This is a genomic window from Acinetobacter baumannii, from assembly GCF_009759685.1.
Taxonomy (GTDB): domain Bacteria; phylum Pseudomonadota; class Gammaproteobacteria; order Pseudomonadales; family Moraxellaceae; genus Acinetobacter; species Acinetobacter baumannii.
In genome coordinates, this window is the sequence record NZ_CP046654.1 from 1,235,505 (window position 1) to 1,254,129 (window position 18,625).

An 18,625-nucleotide genomic window follows, 5' to 3' on the forward strand; every position below is an offset into this window, starting at 1 on the left:
TTGAGGAAATTTAGTTGGATTCGGCCACTCCATGTGACCGTTTTATCAATCACACTTCAGATAAACTAGGGAGTAGTTTTGGAATGAGTAATTCGTTTAGGCAACCACTCGCAAGCAATTCACTAGCCTGTTCGATATCAGGAGCAAAGAAACGGTCTTCACTGTAGTAAGGAACTTGGTCGCGCAAGATTTTACGAGCTTGTTCAAGTTTAGGCGAGCTTTTTAAACCTTCACGGAAGTCTAGACCCTGACAAGCGCCTAACCATTCAACAGCTAAAATGCCGCGGACGTTATCAGCCATATACCAAAGACGTTTACCAGCATTTGGAGCCATCGATACATGGTCTTCTTGGTTGGCTGAAGTCGGTAAGCTATCCACACTTGCAGGATGTGCAAGCGCTTTGTTGTCACTCGCAAGAGCAGCAGCTGTCACTTGAGCAATCATAAAGCCCGAGTTAACACCACCATTTGCTACCAAGAACGGTGGAAGCTGTGACATATGACGGTCCATCATCATCGAAATACGACGTTCAGATAGTGAACCAATTTCTGCAATTGCCAATGCTAAATTGTCGGCCGCCATTGCAACAGGTTCTGCATGGAAGTTACCACCAGAAATCACGTCACCTTGTTCAGCAAATACAAGCGGGTTATCAGATACGGCATTTGCTTCAATTTCTAATACTTCAGCAGCCTGACGGATTTGAGTTAAACATGCACCCATCACCTGTGGTTGGCAACGTAAAGAATATGGGTCTTGAACTTTGCCACATTCTTCATGTGAACGAGAGATTTCACTCGAATCAGTCAATAAATCGCGATAAGCCGCAGCTACATCAATTTGACCACGTTGGCCGCGTACTTCGTGAATACGCGCATCGAAAGGTGCACGTGAACCAAGCATTGCTTCAACACTTAAGCCACCACAAACTGTTGCGGCAGCAAATAAATCTTCTGCTTCAAATAAACCACGTAAAGCATAAGCCGTCGAAACCTGCGTACCATTTAAAAGTGCCAAACCTTCTTTAGCCGCTAAAGAAATTGGTTCCAAACCTGCAATTTTTAAAGCTTCAACTGCTGGTAACCATTCACCTTTATAACGTGCCTTACTTTCACCAAGTAAAACTAAAGACATGTGTGCAAGTGGTGCCAAGTCGCCAGAAGCCCCTACTGAACCTTTAAGTGGAATGTGTGGGTAAACTTCAGCATTAATTAAGGCCAACAAAGCATCAATGACTTTACGACGAATACCAGAGAAACCACGTGCCAAGCTATTTGCTTTCAATAGAATAATTAAACGAACCATTGCATCATCAAGTGCTTCACCTACACCTGCGGCATGGGAAAGCACCAAAGAACGCTGTAATTTTTCTAAATCTTCAGGCGCAATTTTAGTTGAAGCAAGTAAACCAAAACCTGTATTAATACCGTAAGCTGTACGTCCTTCATTTACAATTTGCTCTACACAAGCCACGCTTGCATTAATTGCAGATGAAGCACTTTCATCTAATTTAACTTTAATTGGGTTGAGGTAAGCTTGACGTAAATCGGCTAAGGTCAGTTTTCCCGGTTGGATCAGTAATTCCATGTTGGCTTCCTAATTTTTTGCACTATATTCTGCTGAGACGGTGCTTTTCACAATTGCAAAAAGCACCGCCAGTTCTTCCATGTATTTTTATTGCGTGATCATTGGCAAGTGTAGGCCTTGCTCTTTGGCACAGTTAATCGCAATTTCATAACCTGCATCAGCATGACGCATAACACCTGTTGCAGGGTCATTGGTTAGTACGCGAGCAATACGTGCAGCAGCTTCATCTGTACCGTCACACACAATCACAACGCCTGAGTGTTGAGAGAAGCCCATACCTACACCACCACCATGATGTAGAGACACCCAAGTTGCGCCGCCTGCTGTATTTAACAATGCATTTAATAAAGGCCAGTCTGATACTGCATCTGATCCGTCTTGCATTGCTTCAGTTTCACGGTTAGGACTTGCAACCGAACCTGAGTCTAAGTGGTCACGACCAATCACGATCGGTGCAGACAATTCACCGCTACGAACCATTTCGTTAAATGCCAAACCAAGTTTTGCACGTAAGCCCAAACCTACCCAGCAAATACGCGCTGGTAAGCCTTGGAAGCTAATACGTTCACGAGCCATGTCTAACCAATGATGTAAATGCTCATCATCAGGAATTAACTCTTTAACTTTGGCATCTGTTTTATAAATATCTTCCGGATCACCAGAAAGCGCTGCCCAACGGAATGGACCAATACCGCGACAGAACAATGGACGGATGTATGCAGGTACGAAGCCCGGGAAATCAAAAGCGTTTGCTACGCCTTCTTCTTTCGCCATTTGACGGATGTTATTGCCATAGTCAAATGTTGGAACACCCATTTTTTGGAAATCAAGCATGGCTTGTACGTGTTTTGCCATCGACTGTTTCGCAGCTTTTACAACAGCTTCCGGTTCTTTTTTCGCGCGTTCACGGTATTCATCCCAAGTCCAGCCTACTGGTAAGTAGCCATTAAGTGGATCGTGTGCACTTGTTTGGTCAGTCACCATGTCTGGACGTACACCACGGCGTACAAGCTCAGGTAAAATTTCAGCAGCATTACCATGAAGTGCAATTGAAATTGCTTTACCTTCTTTTGTATAGCGATCAATACGTGCTAAAGCGTCGTCTAAATCAGTCGCTTGTTCATCTACATAACGAGTACGTAAACGGAAATCGATACTTGCTTGTTGGCATTCGATGTTTAAAGAACATGCACCTGCAAGTGTTGCAGCTAAAGGCTGAGCACCACCCATACCGCCTAAACCAGCAGTAAGAACCCAACGACCTTTTAAATCACCATTGTAATGTTGGCGACCTGCCTCAACGAAAGTTTCATAAGTACCTTGTACAATACCTTGGCTACCAATGTAGATCCACGAACCCGCTGTCATTTGACCGTACATTGCCAAAGCTTTAGCGTCTAATTCGTTAAAGTGTTCCCAGTTCGCCCAGTGCGGTACAAGGTTTGAGTTTGCAATTAAAACGCGTGGCGCATCTTTATGAGTTTTAAATACACCTACTGGTTTGCCTGATTGAACTAATAAAGTTTCGTCAGTTTCAAGATTTTTTAGCGTATCTACAATTTTGTCGAAACATTCCCAGTTTCGTGCTGCACGGCCAATACCACCGTATACCACCAATTCTTTCGGGTTTTCTGCAACGTCCGGATCAAGGTTATTCATCAACATACGCAATGGGGCTTCAGTTAACCAACTCTTAGCCGTTAATTCAGTGCCGCGTGGTGCACGAATTTCTACATCACGAAATTTTGTTGTCGTTGTTGTCACAGTCGGACTCCTTCCTTTGAGCTTACATCAGCAGAACATCACTTGTTTCTGCATTTGTATAGTAATGTATTAACTTGTATATACATCTATATACTACACAAATATTTTTCGGCGTGAAGAGGCTTGCTCGTATTTTTTTTAAAAAGTTGAATAAGTTTATGAATTAAATTAATTTATTTTTATATCTGACATAAAAAAAGCACATATCTTCTAACAAGACATGTGCTTTTTAATCAGTAAACTATATCTTTTTAACGTTGTATTAACTCAATGATATAGCAACTTTTGAGCTGTTTTTTTGGAAAATTGATTGATGTGACACCAGATTTTTTCTCAATTTTTAGCGTCTCATGAGCAGCAAGCTGAACGGAATGCTCATCAACGTTCACTTCCGTTTCACCACCCTGATTAAAAATAAAAATCAGGTCTGCCGAGCTTATAAATGCCTGCTCCGCTGCCTCATTCAACCACTGAAAACGGGCATGAAACTTTGCAGGATCATAAATTAAATTTAAATCCCGAATTGCACCGTCTACCAGTTCACTTTGGACCTGACTTTCACCATGAAAAGCAAAAATATCGCGCTGTTTCAGCTTTTTGGCAGGAAGGTCATCGACATGCAGTACCATGCCCTGCCCATCAAGTACGCTAATAAGGCGTTGTTTATTGGGAAATAACGAAAATGGTCCGGAAGTTGTTACATCTGCCATCGAAATGCGCCACTCAAAGTCGGCTTCACCTTGGCTGCGAGCAATTTCTAAAGTAAAGCCTGCACCATTTTTCCAAAGCATTTTTGTATATTGATCGGCCCTGATCAATTTAATCATGGATTAAATTTCCCTTCGAGATAATAGCGACTGCCTGGATAAATCAATCGTGCACTTGAAATGAGTTGCTTGTTTGACCATGTGCGACGACGGATCAGTAAACACGGTTCAGCTTTAGTAATCTTTAACCACTTACACTCTTGAGGTGATGCTAAAACGGCCTCAACAATGTGTTCACCTTCTGTCACGGGTGCTTTTGCCATGAGGTAAGCATTTGGGGTAATGGTTTTAAAATCTTGTTCTAAATAATCTGGAATCAGTGCTGCGTCAACTAAACGATCTTCGACCTGAACAGGTACATCATTTTCATAATGCACAATAATCGAGTGAAATAATTTTTGCCCTTCGCGAGTCTGCATTAACACGCTTTGCTCTGCATTTGCATAAATTTGTTCTAAGACTAAAACTTCAGCATGGTGCTTATGGTTTCGTGCAATAATCTCATCGGCAATATTGTTAATTTGAAAAAGTGCAGTTCGGCCTTGCCCTTCAGCAACGAAAGAACCAACACCCTGAATTCGAACAAGTAAGCCTTCTGTTGTTAACTCACGTAGCGCACGGTTTACCGTCATACGGCTACAGCCGAGTTGATTAACGAGTTCACTTTCCGAAGGAATTTTTTTATTTACAGCCCAAGAGCCTTCATAAATCTTCTGTGAAATCAGCTGTTTTACGCGCTGATATAAAGGAACTGGACTATCAGCTTCAATCGAAAGCTCAGTATGTTCTTGTTTTGATGTTCTGGGCATAACAAATACTCAAAAAGGCAGCAGGCAAAAAGGTATTTTAGTTGACATGCTATGTATATACAACCACATACAACATGTTAATTTATGAATTAAATAGATTTTAAAAAGTTTAAAAAATAAACATAGCTCGGTAAAAGCTAATTTAAAGTTTTATGTAGAGAAATTCAAATATATAAAGGCTTTATCAATATTTATTTAATAGTTATTTCTGCTAAGCCAGTGTCTCATCCTAGAAAACAAAAATATCATTTTTTCTGGTTTACGAAATGATGCTTAATTTTTTATTTAAAATAACTGATCGATAGTATTCTTCTGCCACACAGTATATTAATAAAACTGGAAGCACATCGAATGCGTAATTATAAAATAGATATTCTTCGAGGAATTTCTATCCTTTTGGTTCTTTTACATCATTTTAATATTCCCTATAAACTTAAAGATACATGGTTAGGTTTTGATTTCTTAGGTGAAGCATTTAGCACAGTCATCGCAAGAAACGGAAATTATGGCGTCACCATGTTTTTTGTGATTTCGGGTTTTTTAATTACCCATCACACTTTAAAACGAGACAAACAATTTTCTGCAATTAACTTCAAACATTTTTATATCCGACGAGCAGCGCGTATTTTACCGTGTCTGGTATTACTCATTTTAGGTGTAAGCATACTTGGTTCATTTGACTTAAAACCCTTTATGAACCAAGCACCGAATGGCATTGAGGTCTCTTATCCTTTAACCATATTTGCAGCCTTAACCTTCTGGATGAATATCCTGATTATTAAATTTGGTTGGGTAAACTACGCTTTGGGCGTGTTGTGGTCGCTATCTGTAGAAGAAGTTTTTTACTTTGTTTTTCCATTATTGTGTCTACTTACGCGTAGTAATAAGATCTTTGTTGCTGTACTTGTTGGTGTAATTTTATATGGGCCTTATTTTAGGTCTCTCCATTTTGGAGAAGAAAGCGGCGCTTATTTATATCATTATTTTTCAAGTTTTGATGGTATAGCGGTGGGCTGTTTAACTGCCATTTTTTCTCATAAATATCAGCCAAATTGGCCCTATAAAAAACCTCTTTCATGGTTGATTATTTTGAGTATGGCCGCTCTATATTTATATGCACCAATTAAAGAAGTGAGTACATGGGGTATCAGCTTATTTGCTTTTGCTACAGGTCTACTCATTCTGTGTTTCCAACATCCTTCCGAAACACAAGCACATAATCTATTTACCAAAGTGATGGTCTGGTTGGGGCAAAGAAGTTACGAAACTTATTTGTTTCATCTGGTTGTATTGGGCCTTATAAAAGTTGTGTTTATTCCTGCTCAAACCGACTCTAGTATCAAAATTATGCTTTTAATTAGCTATCTGGTTTTGACTTTTATCATCAGTGCAGCGATTGAAAAATATTATTCCACCCCGCTTAACAGCTACATTCGAAAGGTTTTTATTAAAGATAAATCATAAAAATAAGCCCCTTGAAAATAGGGGCTTTTTTATTAAGCAATCAACATCGTTTCATCATCTTGCTTAAAAGGATTAGACCAGCTCTGCCAAACTTGCGGACCTAAAGCCATTTCTTCATCGCTTAACAAGCAGCTATCCAAGCGTTGTATTAAAGCTTGCTCATCCATTTGCATACCAATTAAAACCAGCTCCTGACGCGCATCACCTGTGCGGGCATCCCAGTTTTTCTTAATTTGTTCAATACTGGCGAGGTCACTCGGCCAGTCTTCTTCTGCAACGGCCGCCCACCAATAACCAGCTAAACCGTGTCGAGCCATTGCTCCCGCTTGTGACCATGAATAAGCCAATGTCGGTTCGGCAGCCAACCAGAAAAAGCCTTTGGAACGCACGACTCCCGGCCATTCAGCCTGTACCAAATCATAAAAACGTTCTGGATGGAAAGGTCGGCGGGCACGGTAAACAAAGCTACTAATGCCATACTCTTCAGTTTCAGGTGTATGCTCGCCGCGTAACTCTTTTAACCAGCCCGGTGCTTGGGCAGCTTCATCAAAATCGAATAGCTGTGTATTTAAGATTTTGTCTAAAGCGACCTTTCCAAATTGAGCAATTTCAATTCGAGCACGCGGGTTTAGAGTTTTTAAAATGGCGATAAGCTGGTCTTGCTGAGCCCGGTCAATCACATCAATTTTATTCAGTACAATCACATCACAAAACTCGATTTGATCAATGAGAAGATCGACTACAGTTCTTTCATCTTGCTCGCCCAAGGACTCACCACGTTGTTGCAGTGAGTCGACTGAACTGTAATCTTTAAGAAAATTAAAAGCATCGACCACAGTAACCATAGTGTCGAGTCGAGCGAACTCATTGAGTGAGTTTCCATCTTCATCTTCAAAAGTAAAAGTTTCTGCCACAGGTAAAGGTTCTGAAATGCCTGTTGACTCAATCACCAATTGGTCAAAGCGTCCTTCATCGGCTAAACGCCTCACTTCAACCAATAAGTCTTCTCGTAACGTACAACAGATACAGCCATTACTCATTTCAACCAGCTTTTCATCCGTTCTTGAAAGCTCTGCCCCACCTTCACGTACTAATGCCGCATCAATATTCACCTCAGACATATCATTGACAATCACGGCAATACGGCGGCCTTCGCGATTATTTAAAATATGGTTGAGTAATGTGGTCTTTCCTGCACCCAAAAAGCCCGATAAAACAGTGACGGGAAGCTTGGCAAATGAGTTGGCGATTGCAGTGTGCATGGCTTGATCTCTTTGAATAATATTTAAACTGATCATGGCTGGCCATTTAAATATGGCCAGATCACAGGCGTAATCTATTTCTAAACCACAATAATGTTATGTTATAACATAACCATTGATCAAGTTTTTATTCCAGTTTTATCTAAGCCAAATCACTTAGTCTTTGAAAAAGTTGCTTTTATAGCCCCTGACAAATTGAGGTTCTATAGTGATGGTCTGGCCCCCATGCTCTAAAACCTTGACTATCAATATGGATTTGTCCTGAAGCATAAACACCCAGTCCCATATTAAACGCTTGGCCTTTAGTCGCCCAGAACTGACAAAGCTTGGTTTTAGTTTGTTGAATATTGAACTGGTCTAAGTCGCTAGGCTGTTCTGGCCCAATTCTAAAATCAAGTGCTGCATTAAAGACATGTCGGGAAGCATCAGCACCACCTGCACAACGGTTTAAAGCTAAAGCTCGATAGACCGAAGTCACTTCAAAATCGTTAATTACGCCTTCGTCAACCAATGCTTTTAATATATTGAGCGTCGGAACAATATTGGACCAAATCTCGCGTGGTGGAACTGCGTAAGGCTCAACTCCACATTTTTGCCAGTCTCGGGCTGAACGTAATAACTCGTGGTCTGGAACTAAATCGGCAAGTCCTTTTTGCTTAAGAAATTGCTTATAAGCTTGTACAGACTGTCTGTGATCTGCAGTTGCGATCCAAACGACATAATCTTCAGGCTGTTGTTTGATTTTAACCACAGTTTTAGATGGTTGAGGCAAAGAGGGAGAGCGATGAGTAATCGTCGGCTGGGGTGTTTGAGTACTACAAGCGGCCAGAGATAATACGAGTAAACCTAAATAACGCTTCATAAATATATTCTATCTTCCCTAAACATCTGGAAGCCTTTAATCATTTAATTTCAGAAATGTTATAATATAACAATTATTAAATCCTTTAATTTCTGTTGTAAATTTTAAAAAATAAAAAAGGACGTATTTATACGTCCTCTTTAGCTTCTAACTACGACCTGATTACATATCTGCTTCTAAAGCATGTACAGGCTGCTCAGCTTTTATTTTACGGCGCTTAAATTGATAAGCCACCATCAAACACAAAATCCATCCTGGAATCATCATAACTGCCACACGCATGTCTGGCGTTAAAGACATCACAACTAAAATTCCAAGCATGAATGCCATGCAAAGATAGTTACTAAATGGATACATAAAGCTTGGGAATTTAGTCGTTTGACCTTGGCGTTGCATAAATTTACGGAATTTTAAATGTGTCCATGAAATCACAACCCAGTTAATTACAATCGCTGCTACGACAAGCATCATGAGTAAACCGAATGCTTTTTCAGGGAAAATATAATTGAGTAAAACACACAATACCGTCACAAATGCAGAGACTAGAACCGCATTGGTTGGAATACCGCGTTTATTAATACGGGCAAGAGCTTTCGGTGCATTACCTTGCTGGGCAAGACCTAAAAGCATACGGCTACTGCAATAACTGGTTCCGTTATAGACGGAAACTGCAGCTGTCAAAATAACGAAATTTAATAATGTCGCAACACCTTGGCTGTCTAAAGAGGCAAAGACCATCACAAAAGGACTGCCACCTTCTGCCATTTGATTCCATGGAAATAATGAGAATAAAACAAAAAGTGTCGCAATATAGAAAATCAAAATACGATAGATAATCTGGTTTACAGCTTTAGGTAAAGTTTTGTCTGGATCACGCGCTTCAGCAGCAGTAATACCGAAAAGCTCAATACCGCCAAAAGCAAAAATAATCACAGCCATTGCCATAACCAAGCCTTCAATACCAAATGGGAAGAAACCGCCCAATGCCCAAAGGTTAGAAATACTGGCCTGAGGCCCTGCTGTGCCGGTTGCAAGTAAATATGAACCGAAACCGATCATGGCTAAAATTGCTAAGATTTTGACAATGGAAAACCAAAATTCCATTTCGCCAAAAAACTTAACATGCAGTAAATTGATACCATTAATGAGAATAAAGAACGTTAGAGCAGATGCCCACGTTGGGATTTGCGGCCACCAATATTGAATATAAAGACCAATTGCACTTAACTCCGCCATACACACAAGTACATTGAGTACCCAGTAATTCCATCCTGACATGAAGCCTGCAAAAGGTCCCCAATATTTGTAAGCGAAGTGGCTAAAAGAACCACTTACAGGTTCTTCTACGACCATTTCACCGAGCTGGCGCATCATTAAAAAAGCAATAAATCCTGCAATCGCATAACCCAAGATTACCGATGGACCTGCCAATTTAATCGATTGTGATATACCAAGAAACAGCCCTGTACCAATCGCTCCACCCAACGCAATCAGCTGGATGTGACGATTACTCAAACCATGTTTCAGGTTTCCTTGCTCTTGTGTTGACATATGATTATTCTCATCCTTGTCACGTAATTTTTTTCCAATAAATTACGTATATCATAAATTGATCGGATTTTCATAGAGATTGATGAAAAAATAATTGCGTTACTTTTCTCACAACCGCGCATGAAAACAGAAAATGCAAGAAATAACAATTATTATGCAATGTGTAATTAAATTATGTATTGCGTAATTTGATGAATTCAGTATTATAAGAACCATGAAGTAATTGGTTGTTCTCGGTCTCTATCAAACTCATAAGTAAAAAGATGATCTAAATAACGGTTAAAACTTATTGAGTAGCTCAGTCCCTAGACCGAACTTTTATTTGTATAAGACGCGAGATGAAGACAAGGAAGCGAAAATGGAACAAAAACTAAACTCTTTTATTGAAGTTTCACCTCAATCTGATTTCACTATTCATAATTTGCCTTATGGTATTTTTAGTAGAACAGCCGAAGGCGAGCGTCAGGTCGGTGTAGCTATCGGTGATTGGGTCATTGATCTCGCTGCTCTTGAAAAGCATGGTCTTTTAAAACTTTCAGATCAAGACACCTACTTTAACCAGCCTACACTGAATAAATTTATTGAATCGGGCAAAGCCAATTGGTCTAAAGTTCGTAAAACGCTACAGTCTCTTCTTTCAGTTGATAATTTAACGCTTCAAGAAAATGAAGCATTACGCCAAGAAGTTTTGGTTAAGCAAGACAGTGTTACTTTGCATTTACCACTTCAAGTATCTGGTTATACCGATTTCTATTCTTCTAAAGAACATGCCACCAATGTAGGCTGTATGTTCCGCGACCCTAAAAATGCCTTACTTCCAAACTGGAGCGAGTTGCCTGTCGGTTATAACGGCCGTGCTAGCTCTGTTGTAGTAAGTGGAACTCACGTCGTACGCCCTTCTGGTCAGATTAAACTTCCAAATGAAGAACGTCCGGTTTTCTCAGCAACTCGCAAGCTCGATTTTGAACTTGAGACTGCATTTATTGTGGGGAAACCAACTCAATTAGGTCAACCAATCGCCATTGAAGATGCATGGGATCATATTTTTGGCATGGTTTTGCTAAACGACTGGTCAGCACGTGATATCCAGCAATGGGAATATGTTCCACTTGGCCCTTTCAACGCTAAAACATTTGCAAGTTCGATTTCTCCTTGGGTCGTCACACTTGAAGCTCTTGAGCCATTTAAAGTTGAAGGTCCGAAACAAGAACCGAAGCCACTTGCTTATTTACAAGAAAATATCGCCAATACTTACGATATTAATTTAAGTGTTGAAATCCAAAGCCCGAAATCAGCACAACCTGATGTGATCTGCCGTACTAATTTTAAATATATGTATTGGTCTATGGCTCAGCAGTTGACTCACCACACCATTGGAGGCTGTAACGTTCAGGTCGGTGATTTAATGGGTTCAGGTACCATTTCAGGTTCTACACCAGATTCGTATGGTAGCTTGCTTGAGTTGACTTGGAACACCACCAAGCCTCTAACACTTGCGAATGGTGAAACTCGTGGTTTCTTGCAAGACGGCGACACACTCATCATGAAAGGCCACTGTGAGAAAAATGGTATCCGTATTGGTTTTGGTGAAGTCCGAAATACTGTACTTCCTGCATTAACTTTTGATTTTGCAGAAACTTCGGAGCCTAATTATGAAGCTGTATAGTTACTTTCGTAGCTCTGCAGCTTACAGAGTACGGATTGGTCTCAACCTTAAAAATCTCGCTTATGAAACTGTACCCGTTCATTTGGTTAAAAATGAGCAGCAAAGCGAAGACTATTTAAAGTTAAATCGCAGTGCCTTAGTACCAACTTTAGTGGACGGCGATTTAACCCTGTCACAGTCATTAAGTATTTTGGAATATCTGGATGAACAATATCCTCAAACCAAATTACTTCCAAATGATGTGAAAGAAAGAGCCAAAATCCGTGCTTTTGCACAGGCGATTGCCTGTGATATTCACCCGTTAAATAACTTACGCGTGCTGAAATATTTAAAAAATGATTTAAATGTTTCGGATGAAGAAAAAAATTACTGGTATCAGCACTGGATTCTTGAAGGCTTTCAAACACTCGAACAGCAACTTCAAGATTCAAATGGACAATTTTGCTTTGGACAACACGCAACCATTGCCGACTGCTGCCTAATTCCACAGGTTTACAACGCGAAACGCTTCAAGATTGATTTGTCGGCGTTTCCAAAAATTGAATCAATTTATCAACATTGTTTGTCTATCCCAGCCTTCTATAACGCGGCGCCAGAACAACAACCAGATTGGGAATAGTAAAAAGGAGTTTCAACATGACATTTGCCATTAAAAAAATACATCACGTTGCATATCGCTGTAAGGATGCGAAGGAAACTGTTGAGTGGTATAAAAAAATGCTCAACATGGACTTTATCTTAGCTTTTGCAGAAGACCATGTACCTTCAACGAAAGCTTTTGACCCGTATATGCATTTATTCCTAGATGCAGGTCAAGGCAACGTTTTAGCATTTTTTGAATTGCCAACCCAACCAGAAATGGGCCGTGATGAAAATACGCCTCAATGGGTGCAACATATTGCCTTTGAAGTTGAAGATTTAAATGCCCTTTTAGCTGCCAAAAAACATTTGGAAGACAACGGTGTTAAAGTATTAGGTATTACCAACCACGGTATCTTCCACTCAATTTATTTCTTTGACCCAAATGGACATCGTTTAGAACTGACTTATAACGATGCACATGCTGAAGAAAAAATTGCAAAAATTACTGAAGAAATGAAAACTGAAATGTTAGAGGAATGGAGCAAAACCAAACGCGCTCCACACCATACTCATTTCTTGCATGAAGAAGAATTAGGCGCGTAATTCTTTCAAAGCAATCGTTTTAAAAGTCGGCATTGATGGGAATAGTTTGAATGAACTGTTCTATATCAATGCCGATTTATATTGTTTAAATCTACTAAACCTCTATCAATTTACGCTATAAATGTAAGATGAAGGTGTTTGTAAAAATTGTGGATTATTAAACATGTGAATTTCGCTAATAGAAAAAGGTGATTTCTATTTTTCTATAGGCTCAGGCATGATGTAAAACGCATCAATGCCAATTTATGTTCTGAACAAAACTGTTTAACTGCTGAAGTAAATCGATTAAGGGTATTTAAATGATTGAAGAAAAAATATCTGGGGGGGTTCAATCACTTGAAGTTGGCTTATCCGTACTAAATGCCCTTTTAGAGCACAATCAACCCATTATTCTCAAAGACTTATCTAGTAAGCTTGAGATGCATCCTGCCAAAGTACACCGCTACTTGGTGAGCTTAATTCGCATGGATTACGCCAAACAACTTGAAGATGGCCAATATGCCTTAGGTGATCAAGCATGGCGTTTAGGCTTAAACTGCATTCAGCACAGCGATACTTTACAGTTAGTACAACATTTAATTTACGACTTACAAAGCAAAATTGGCTGTGGTATTCAAATTAGTAAGTGGTCACCCAAAGGCCCTGTCGTGGTTCAATCGATTGAATCTAACCACCCAATTTCGATTGTGACCAAAGTCGGCTCAATTATGCCTTTAGTCAATTCTGCTGCTGGGCGTTTATTTGCTTCTTACCTTCCTGAGCATTTTGTTCGTCCTTTATTAGAAACTGAGTGGCAAAAACATCAGGAACTTGGGCTAAACATTGCGCCACATAACTGGGAAGAATTTTTAGAACTTAAAGAGACGATCCGCCAACAACAAATGTCTGCGGCGAAAGGTGATTTACTTACCGGTATTAACGCAGTAGGCCTGCCAGTATTTAACTCAAACCAAGGGATTGAGTTTTGTATTGTGGCGCTTGATAGCGAAATGTTTTTACCTGTTGACCCACAAAGTAAAATTATTGAAACACTTAAAAATGAGATTAATTCAATTAATCAATATATTAAAAGCCGCTAATCAATAGCCATAAAAAAACCAAGAGCATTGCTCTTGGTTTTTTTAGATTAGAGACAAAGCAAAACTTATTTTGCTTCGAGCACACCACGGCGAATCTGGTCACGTTCAATCGATTCAAACAATGCCTTGAAGTTACCTTCACCGAAACCGTCGTCATCTTTACGTTGAATAAATTCGAAGAAGACTGGCCCAATCATATTTTCAGAGAAGATTTGTAATAAAAGCTTCTTCTGGCCATCTTTAGTACTGCCGTCTAATAAAATACCGCGTTGTTTTAACTCTTCAGTTGGTTCACCATGTTCAGGTAAACGCTCTTCAAGCATTTCATAATACGTATTTGGCGGTGGTGTCATAAACTTAAGACCAAGGCCTTTTAACTTATCCCAAGTCGAAATTAAGTCATCACAAATAAACGCGATATGCTGAATACCTTCGCCATTAAAATCAGCTAAGAATTCTGCAATTTGGCCGTTACCCTTGTCTGAGTCTTCATTTAAAGGAATACGAATCATGCCATCTGGTGCAGTTAATGCTTTAGAGGTTAAACCTGTATATTCACCTTTAATGTCGAAATAACGAATTTCCTGGAAGTTGAAAATCTTCTCGTAGAAGTTTGCCCAATACTCCATACGTCCTTTGTAGACGTTATGCGTTAAGTGATCGATTTCTTTTAAACCCGCACCTTCAGGGTTACGCTGCGCATCATCGAAGAAAACAAAGTCATTTTCATAAATATCGCGGTCAACCAAGAAGATTGGCATGCCACCAATACCTTTAATTGCCGGAATGTTAAGCTCCATTGGCCCAACTTTTGAGTACATTGGTTCTGCACCAAGCTCAACCGCCTTTTTAAAAGCTTTTGCTGCATCACGAGTTTTGAATCCCATCGCACAAGCAGATGGACCATGCTCATTAAAAAAGAATGAAGCATAAGATTCTGGCTGATAATTCAGGATAATATTGATATTTCCTTGACGCCATAAGTACGCTTTTTTCGATTTATGCTTGGCTACTTTTGAAAAGCCGATTGTTTCAAAAATTGGATCTAATTCATTTTCTTTTGAAACAAACTCAATAAATGCAAAACCGCATAATTCTAATGGGTTCTCTAAAATATCCATCTAGTTTCCCTCTGGTAATTACCTGATCCGTTTACTTCTCATGCTGATCTGGTCAGCTCCTTTCTCTATAGAATACGCATTTGCTGGGAGTATGTTTGAACCGTCAAAATGCCTTAGCCCAACGCATCCTATGAGAAAAAAACCAATAACTAAAACGAAGATTGAGTGAGCGCAAAGCCGATGATTAATTTCCCTTCTATATGGTGTTTGTTTTCCATACACACTGTCCTTTCTTATCTAAAAGTACGATTGAGATTTTTCAATAAACCTTTAAAAATCGTCTTTTCCTAAAGTTATTCCTAGATTTATGGAGGCCAACATCCTTGTTGGACCTCCAATGGCCATTTACCTTAAAACAGATGCTACTAAAAACAATTAAATTATGCAATACATAATTTAATTATGAATTGTGTAATTTATTAATCAAATTACTCTGTTTGCTTGTGCTTGTTTTAGATTTCATATTTTTAAATCATTGGGTACACTCACATGGCTTTTAAAGTTCTAAGGGCGGAAAAACATGCTTTTAATCAGTGCCTGTTTAATTGGGGAGCCTGTACGCTACGATGGACGCTCTTGCTTACACACTACACTTAAGCAGTTATTTTTAAATAAAAAAGCGCATGCACTTTGTCCGGAGTTAATAGGTGGTTTTACTACTCCAAGGTTACCTGCAGAAATTGTTGGGGGTACGGGGCAAGATGTGCTTAATGGTAAGGCAAAAATCCTAGATTCATCTGGTTTAGATGTGACTGAGCTATATTTAAAAGGCGCCTACCGTACTTTAGACATTGCACGGCAAATACAAGCAACTTGTGTGGTTTTAAAAGAAAACAGTCCGTCTTGTGGTAGTCAAAAAATTTATAACGGTACTTTTCAAGGCGAGAAAATTACGGGTGTTGGGATTACCACGGCACTGTTACAGCGCCATGGTTTTGAAGTGATTTCTGAAAATGAGATTGAAGAATGGTTAGCAGCACATCCTCTTTGTTGATCTACCTAATCAAAAACCTCTTAATTGCTTTCTAAAACGAAAACAGAAGGCACTCAATACACAAGCTACTAAATAGCTTATGGCCGCCATACTCCAGAAACCATAAATTCCCATTGCAGATATAGAGTGACTCCCCCAGTGCAGCCCTTTATAAGCCATCCACCAAGCACCGCCCAATCCGAAACATAGCACCACGACTAAAAAAATCAGCATAGGTAAAATCGACACATCCCAACAACGCAGCAAAGATGTTAGTAACGTCATTACACCATCGAGAAAATGAGTCATGCAGACAATCAAGAGCAGTGATGCAGCCAAAATCTGTACAGCCAAATCATCTGAATAGAACGTGACAATTAAGCCCCTCTCCAACCTAAACACAAGGATAAACTGCCACTCACTGCCATAATTACCCATATACTTTGTCTGGCAATTTTGTCTGCTTCTTTCATATTGCCGCTGCCCATAGTTCTTGACACCAAAATGCTATAAGCCGAGGCAATTGATGAAGGAAAAATAAACATGAAACCGCCAGTGCTCGCGACAATTTGATGGGCTGCAGATACCACACTCCCAAAAGGTAAAATCAGAATAGCAACTGAACAAAATGCAATAACGTCCATCAATGCCATGATCGCTGTGGGTATCCCTATTTTTAAAATCATACGCAGACTTTGCCAGCTATCTTCAACTGACTGTTCTGGATGTTCAATAAAGATGTACCTTTTCTCTAGAAAAAACAGGTAATAAACGGCCAACATAAACCACCGTACAATGATAGTGGCTAACAACGCCCCTATCGCCCCGAGTGGCGGAATTGAAAATAAAGCAACACCATAAATCAGAAGATAGGACAAAATAATTTTAAGAATGAAGAAAAGACTATCTGATAATAAAACCTTATACGCATTTTCAGTGACCTGAGACAAAGCTGTAAATAAGCGCATCAATAAATGGGCAGGTAAAATAAATACCAAAGCCCAAATACAGTTTTTAGTAATTGAAACGACATGCTCAGATGCACCAAATAATTTTGGTAAATCACGGAACAAGTAAAGCAAGGCAATACTCACCAATGCCGAACATAACATCAGCCAAACGCCTTGAATAAAAATTTGACGAATACGTGGTATGTCATGGCAACCATAAGCTTCCGAGAGCTTAAGCATCACACCTTGCAGTATCCCCATTCCAATGACATAAACCACTGTATATAAAGATAAGGTCACCGATAAGGCGGCAACATGGTCATTACTAAAATGCCCTACATAAGCAATATCAATCAATCCACTTAAAACTACAATTAAATTGCTAGAGAGCATGGGAATAAATAATTTAAAAATCTGGTTCATCAAAAAAATGCCTTATTTTTTTCTTTGCGATTTATGTTGATATTCACGTTATTTTTAGTGCATCAATTCGAAGCAAAAGACATACCAGTTTTAAATTCAGCTCAAATAAAAAGTGCTTTAAATAAGAAGACCAAACTATCTGTTTGGTCTTCTTTTGTCATGTATGTTGTTTATACAGTTATTCTTGTTTGTGTTTACTTGCCCAATAAGTCGCAAGTGCAGGACCAGAAATATTATGCCAAAGGCTGAAAATAGCACTTGGTACGGCAGTAATCGGGGAAGCCGCAAAATGCACTGCTGCAAGCGCCACGCCTAAGCCTGAGTTTTGCATTCCTACTTCTACCGCAATTGCTTTACTGTCCGCATAAGGCAATTTAAAGAAACGCGCTGCGGCAAAACCTAATAAATATCCAAGCCCATTATGCAATATCACTACCGCCAAAATGAGCAAACCCGACTGTAAAATAGCTGCTTTACTGCCACCAATAATGGCTGCCACAATCGCTACAATTGCAATCACTGAAACTAATGGCATGACTTGAATATAGGATTCAACCTGACGTTTAAGCCAAGTTCGCAAAATCAGCCCAATCACAATCGGAAGTAGTACGACCTGCAAAATCGAAATAAACATCGAAGCCGCGTCAATCTTTAGCCATTGGCTGGCGAGTAGATAGAAAATTGCAGGTGTTAACACAGGAGCCAAGAGTGTTGATACAGAGGTACAGGCGACCGATAAAGCCACATTGCCTTTGGCCATATAGGTAATGACATTTGAAGCTGTTCCTCCTGGGCAACAACCTACCAAAATAACGCCGACCGCAATTTCAGGAGGCAAATTAAATAATTTACATAAAATAAATGCCAAGCCCGGCATCACTACAAACTGCGCAACAACCCCAATTAACACGGCTTTAGGGCTTTGTAGTACCCCTTTAAAATCATCAACGGTCATGGTCATTCCCATGCCAAGCATAATAATGCCCAAAATCCATGGAATATAAGCTTTCAGCCAAACAAAAAATTCAGGCTGCCATAGCGCCAGAGCTGCAAAAATAATTACCCATAGGGCAAACGTCTTTTGAACAAACTGAGTAAAACGGAGTAATGCAGACATACTGTTCATCCATACCAAATCGCAATTAAAGTCCAAGCATCAAA

Annotated in this window: 15 protein-coding genes and 1 pseudogene; 6 read left to right on the forward strand and 10 right to left on the reverse strand. The window is 39.6% G+C overall.

Translation table 11 applies throughout. From position 1 onward, the window contains the following. Window positions 1-49 precede the first annotated feature (49 nt). The 4 genes from hutH to hutC form a co-directional block, all read right to left on the reverse strand. Window positions 50-1,588: a histidine ammonia-lyase gene (gene hutH, locus GO593_RS05830; RefSeq protein WP_000421600.1), complete on the reverse strand. Its 1,539-nt coding sequence runs from the start codon at window positions 1,586-1,588 to the stop codon at window positions 50-52. Window positions 1,589-1,675: 87 nt separating this feature from the next. Then, entirely contained in the window at window positions 1,676-3,352 is a 1,677-nt protein-coding gene (gene hutU, locus GO593_RS05835) for a urocanate hydratase (protein ID WP_000214181.1), read from the reverse strand. Window positions 3,353-3,603: 251 nt separating this feature from the next. Next, the gene (locus GO593_RS05840; RefSeq protein WP_000593445.1) at window positions 3,604-4,179 is read right to left on the reverse strand and encodes a HutD/Ves family protein; all 576 of its coding nucleotides are present in this window, start codon (window positions 4,177-4,179) and stop codon (window positions 3,604-3,606) included. After that, on the reverse strand, window positions 4,176-4,928 hold the full coding sequence (hutC, locus tag GO593_RS05845; RefSeq protein WP_001138319.1) for a histidine utilization repressor: 753 nt from the start codon (window positions 4,926-4,928) through the stop codon (window positions 4,176-4,178). Before hutC ends, GO593_RS05840 begins: the two co-directional genes overlap by 4 nt. A gap of 351 nt (window positions 4,929-5,279) precedes the next feature. On the opposite strand from hutC, the gene GO593_RS05850 reads away from it, so the two are divergent. After that, window positions 5,280-6,392: an acyltransferase family protein gene (locus tag GO593_RS05850; RefSeq protein ID WP_001246949.1), complete on the forward strand. Its 1,113-nt coding sequence runs from the start codon at window positions 5,280-5,282 to the stop codon at window positions 6,390-6,392. Between the two features lie 32 nt (window positions 6,393-6,424). Here GO593_RS05850 and zigA read toward each other — a convergent pair whose 3' ends face one another. The 3 genes from zigA to GO593_RS05865 all read right to left on the reverse strand — a co-directional run bounded on the left by zigA (window position 6,425) and on the right by GO593_RS05865 (window position 10,067). Beyond that, a complete protein-coding gene (gene zigA, locus GO593_RS05855) occupies window positions 6,425-7,690 on the reverse strand; it encodes a zinc metallochaperone GTPase ZigA (RefSeq protein ID WP_000624547.1) in 1,266 nt (421 codons plus the stop codon). Between the two features lie 142 nt (window positions 7,691-7,832). After that, the gene (gene zrlA / locus GO593_RS05860; RefSeq protein ID WP_000833243.1) at window positions 7,833-8,516 is read right to left on the reverse strand and encodes a D-Ala-D-Ala carboxypeptidase ZrlA; all 684 of its coding nucleotides are present in this window, start codon (window positions 8,514-8,516) and stop codon (window positions 7,833-7,835) included. 162 nt (window positions 8,517-8,678) lie between these two features. After that, window positions 8,679-10,067: an amino acid permease gene (locus GO593_RS05865; protein ID WP_000107088.1), complete on the reverse strand. Its 1,389-nt coding sequence runs from the start codon at window positions 10,065-10,067 to the stop codon at window positions 8,679-8,681. 358 nt (window positions 10,068-10,425) lie between these two features. On the opposite strand from GO593_RS05865, the gene fahA reads away from it, so the two are divergent. The 4 genes from fahA to GO593_RS05885 all read left to right on the forward strand — a co-directional run bounded on the left by fahA (window position 10,426) and on the right by GO593_RS05885 (window position 13,997). Continuing rightward, window positions 10,426-11,733: a fumarylacetoacetase gene (fahA, locus tag GO593_RS05870; RefSeq protein WP_000435856.1), complete on the forward strand. Its 1,308-nt coding sequence runs from the start codon at window positions 10,426-10,428 to the stop codon at window positions 11,731-11,733. Continuing rightward, window positions 11,720-12,352 (forward strand): maleylacetoacetate isomerase, encoded by a 633-nt coding sequence (gene maiA, locus GO593_RS05875; protein WP_000781233.1) that lies wholly within the window; start codon window positions 11,720-11,722, stop codon window positions 12,350-12,352. The genes fahA and maiA overlap by 14 nt, the downstream gene beginning before the upstream one ends. 17 nt (window positions 12,353-12,369) lie before the next feature. Further along, the gene (locus GO593_RS05880; protein ID WP_000141645.1) at window positions 12,370-12,918 is read left to right on the forward strand and encodes a VOC family protein; all 549 of its coding nucleotides are present in this window, start codon (window positions 12,370-12,372) and stop codon (window positions 12,916-12,918) included. A gap of 299 nt (window positions 12,919-13,217) precedes the next feature. Then, complete coding sequence (locus GO593_RS05885) at window positions 13,218-13,997, forward strand: IclR family transcriptional regulator (RefSeq protein WP_000568800.1); 780 nt, start codon at window positions 13,218-13,220, stop codon at window positions 13,995-13,997. A gap of 65 nt (window positions 13,998-14,062) precedes the next feature. On the opposite strand, the gene hppD is transcribed toward GO593_RS05885, so the two are convergent. Beyond that, window positions 14,063-15,118: a 4-hydroxyphenylpyruvate dioxygenase gene (hppD, locus tag GO593_RS05890; protein ID WP_000353163.1), complete on the reverse strand. Its 1,056-nt coding sequence runs from the start codon at window positions 15,116-15,118 to the stop codon at window positions 14,063-14,065. Between the two features lie 520 nt (window positions 15,119-15,638). Here hppD and GO593_RS05895 point away from each other — a divergent pair. After that, window positions 15,639-16,112, forward strand: a complete 474-nt coding sequence (locus GO593_RS05895) for a 2-thiouracil desulfurase family protein (RefSeq protein WP_000924611.1) — start codon at window positions 15,639-15,641, stop codon at window positions 16,110-16,112. Window positions 16,113-16,121: 9 nt separating this feature from the next. On the opposite strand, the pseudogene GO593_RS05900 reads toward GO593_RS05895, so the two are convergent. Continuing rightward, window positions 16,122-17,464, reverse strand: a pseudogene (locus GO593_RS05900) (MATE family efflux transporter). Window positions 17,465-17,642: 178 nt separating this feature from the next. Next, window positions 17,643-18,581: a bile acid:sodium symporter family protein gene (locus tag GO593_RS05905; RefSeq protein ID WP_001275071.1), complete on the reverse strand. Its 939-nt coding sequence runs from the start codon at window positions 18,579-18,581 to the stop codon at window positions 17,643-17,645. Window positions 18,582-18,625 lie beyond the last annotated feature (44 nt).

Bases quoted from the DNA above. Each gene is read 5' to 3' on its own strand.
- hutH (WP_000421600.1), bottom strand. From the start codon at position 1,588: ATGGAATTACTGATCCAACCGGGAAAACTGACCTTAGCCGATTTACGT.
- hppD (WP_000353163.1), bottom strand. From the start codon at position 15,118: ATGGATATTTTAGAGAACCCATTAGAATTATGCGGTTTTGCATTTATT.
- fahA (WP_000435856.1), top strand. From the start codon at position 10,426: ATGGAACAAAAACTAAACTCTTTTATTGAAGTTTCACCTCAATCTGAT.
- GO593_RS05840 (WP_000593445.1), bottom strand. From the start codon at position 4,179: ATGATTAAATTGATCAGGGCCGATCAATATACAAAAATGCTTTGGAAA.
- GO593_RS05885 (WP_000568800.1), top strand. From the start codon at position 13,218: ATGATTGAAGAAAAAATATCTGGGGGGGTTCAATCACTTGAAGTTGGC.
- GO593_RS05895 (WP_000924611.1), top strand. From the start codon at position 15,639: ATGCTTTTAATCAGTGCCTGTTTAATTGGGGAGCCTGTACGCTACGAT.
- zigA (WP_000624547.1), bottom strand. From the start codon at position 7,690: ATGATCAGTTTAAATATTATTCAAAGAGATCAAGCCATGCACACTGCA.
- hutC (WP_001138319.1), bottom strand. From the start codon at position 4,928: ATGCCCAGAACATCAAAACAAGAACATACTGAGCTTTCGATTGAAGCT.
- GO593_RS05850 (WP_001246949.1), top strand. From the start codon at position 5,280: ATGCGTAATTATAAAATAGATATTCTTCGAGGAATTTCTATCCTTTTG.
- GO593_RS05865 (WP_000107088.1), bottom strand. From the start codon at position 10,067: ATGTCAACACAAGAGCAAGGAAACCTGAAACATGGTTTGAGTAATCGT.
- GO593_RS05880 (WP_000141645.1), top strand. From the start codon at position 12,370: ATGACATTTGCCATTAAAAAAATACATCACGTTGCATATCGCTGTAAG.
- GO593_RS05905 (WP_001275071.1), bottom strand. From the start codon at position 18,581: ATGTCTGCATTACTCCGTTTTACTCAGTTTGTTCAAAAGACGTTTGCC.
- maiA (WP_000781233.1), top strand. From the start codon at position 11,720: ATGAAGCTGTATAGTTACTTTCGTAGCTCTGCAGCTTACAGAGTACGG.
- zrlA (WP_000833243.1), bottom strand. From the start codon at position 8,516: ATGAAGCGTTATTTAGGTTTACTCGTATTATCTCTGGCCGCTTGTAGT.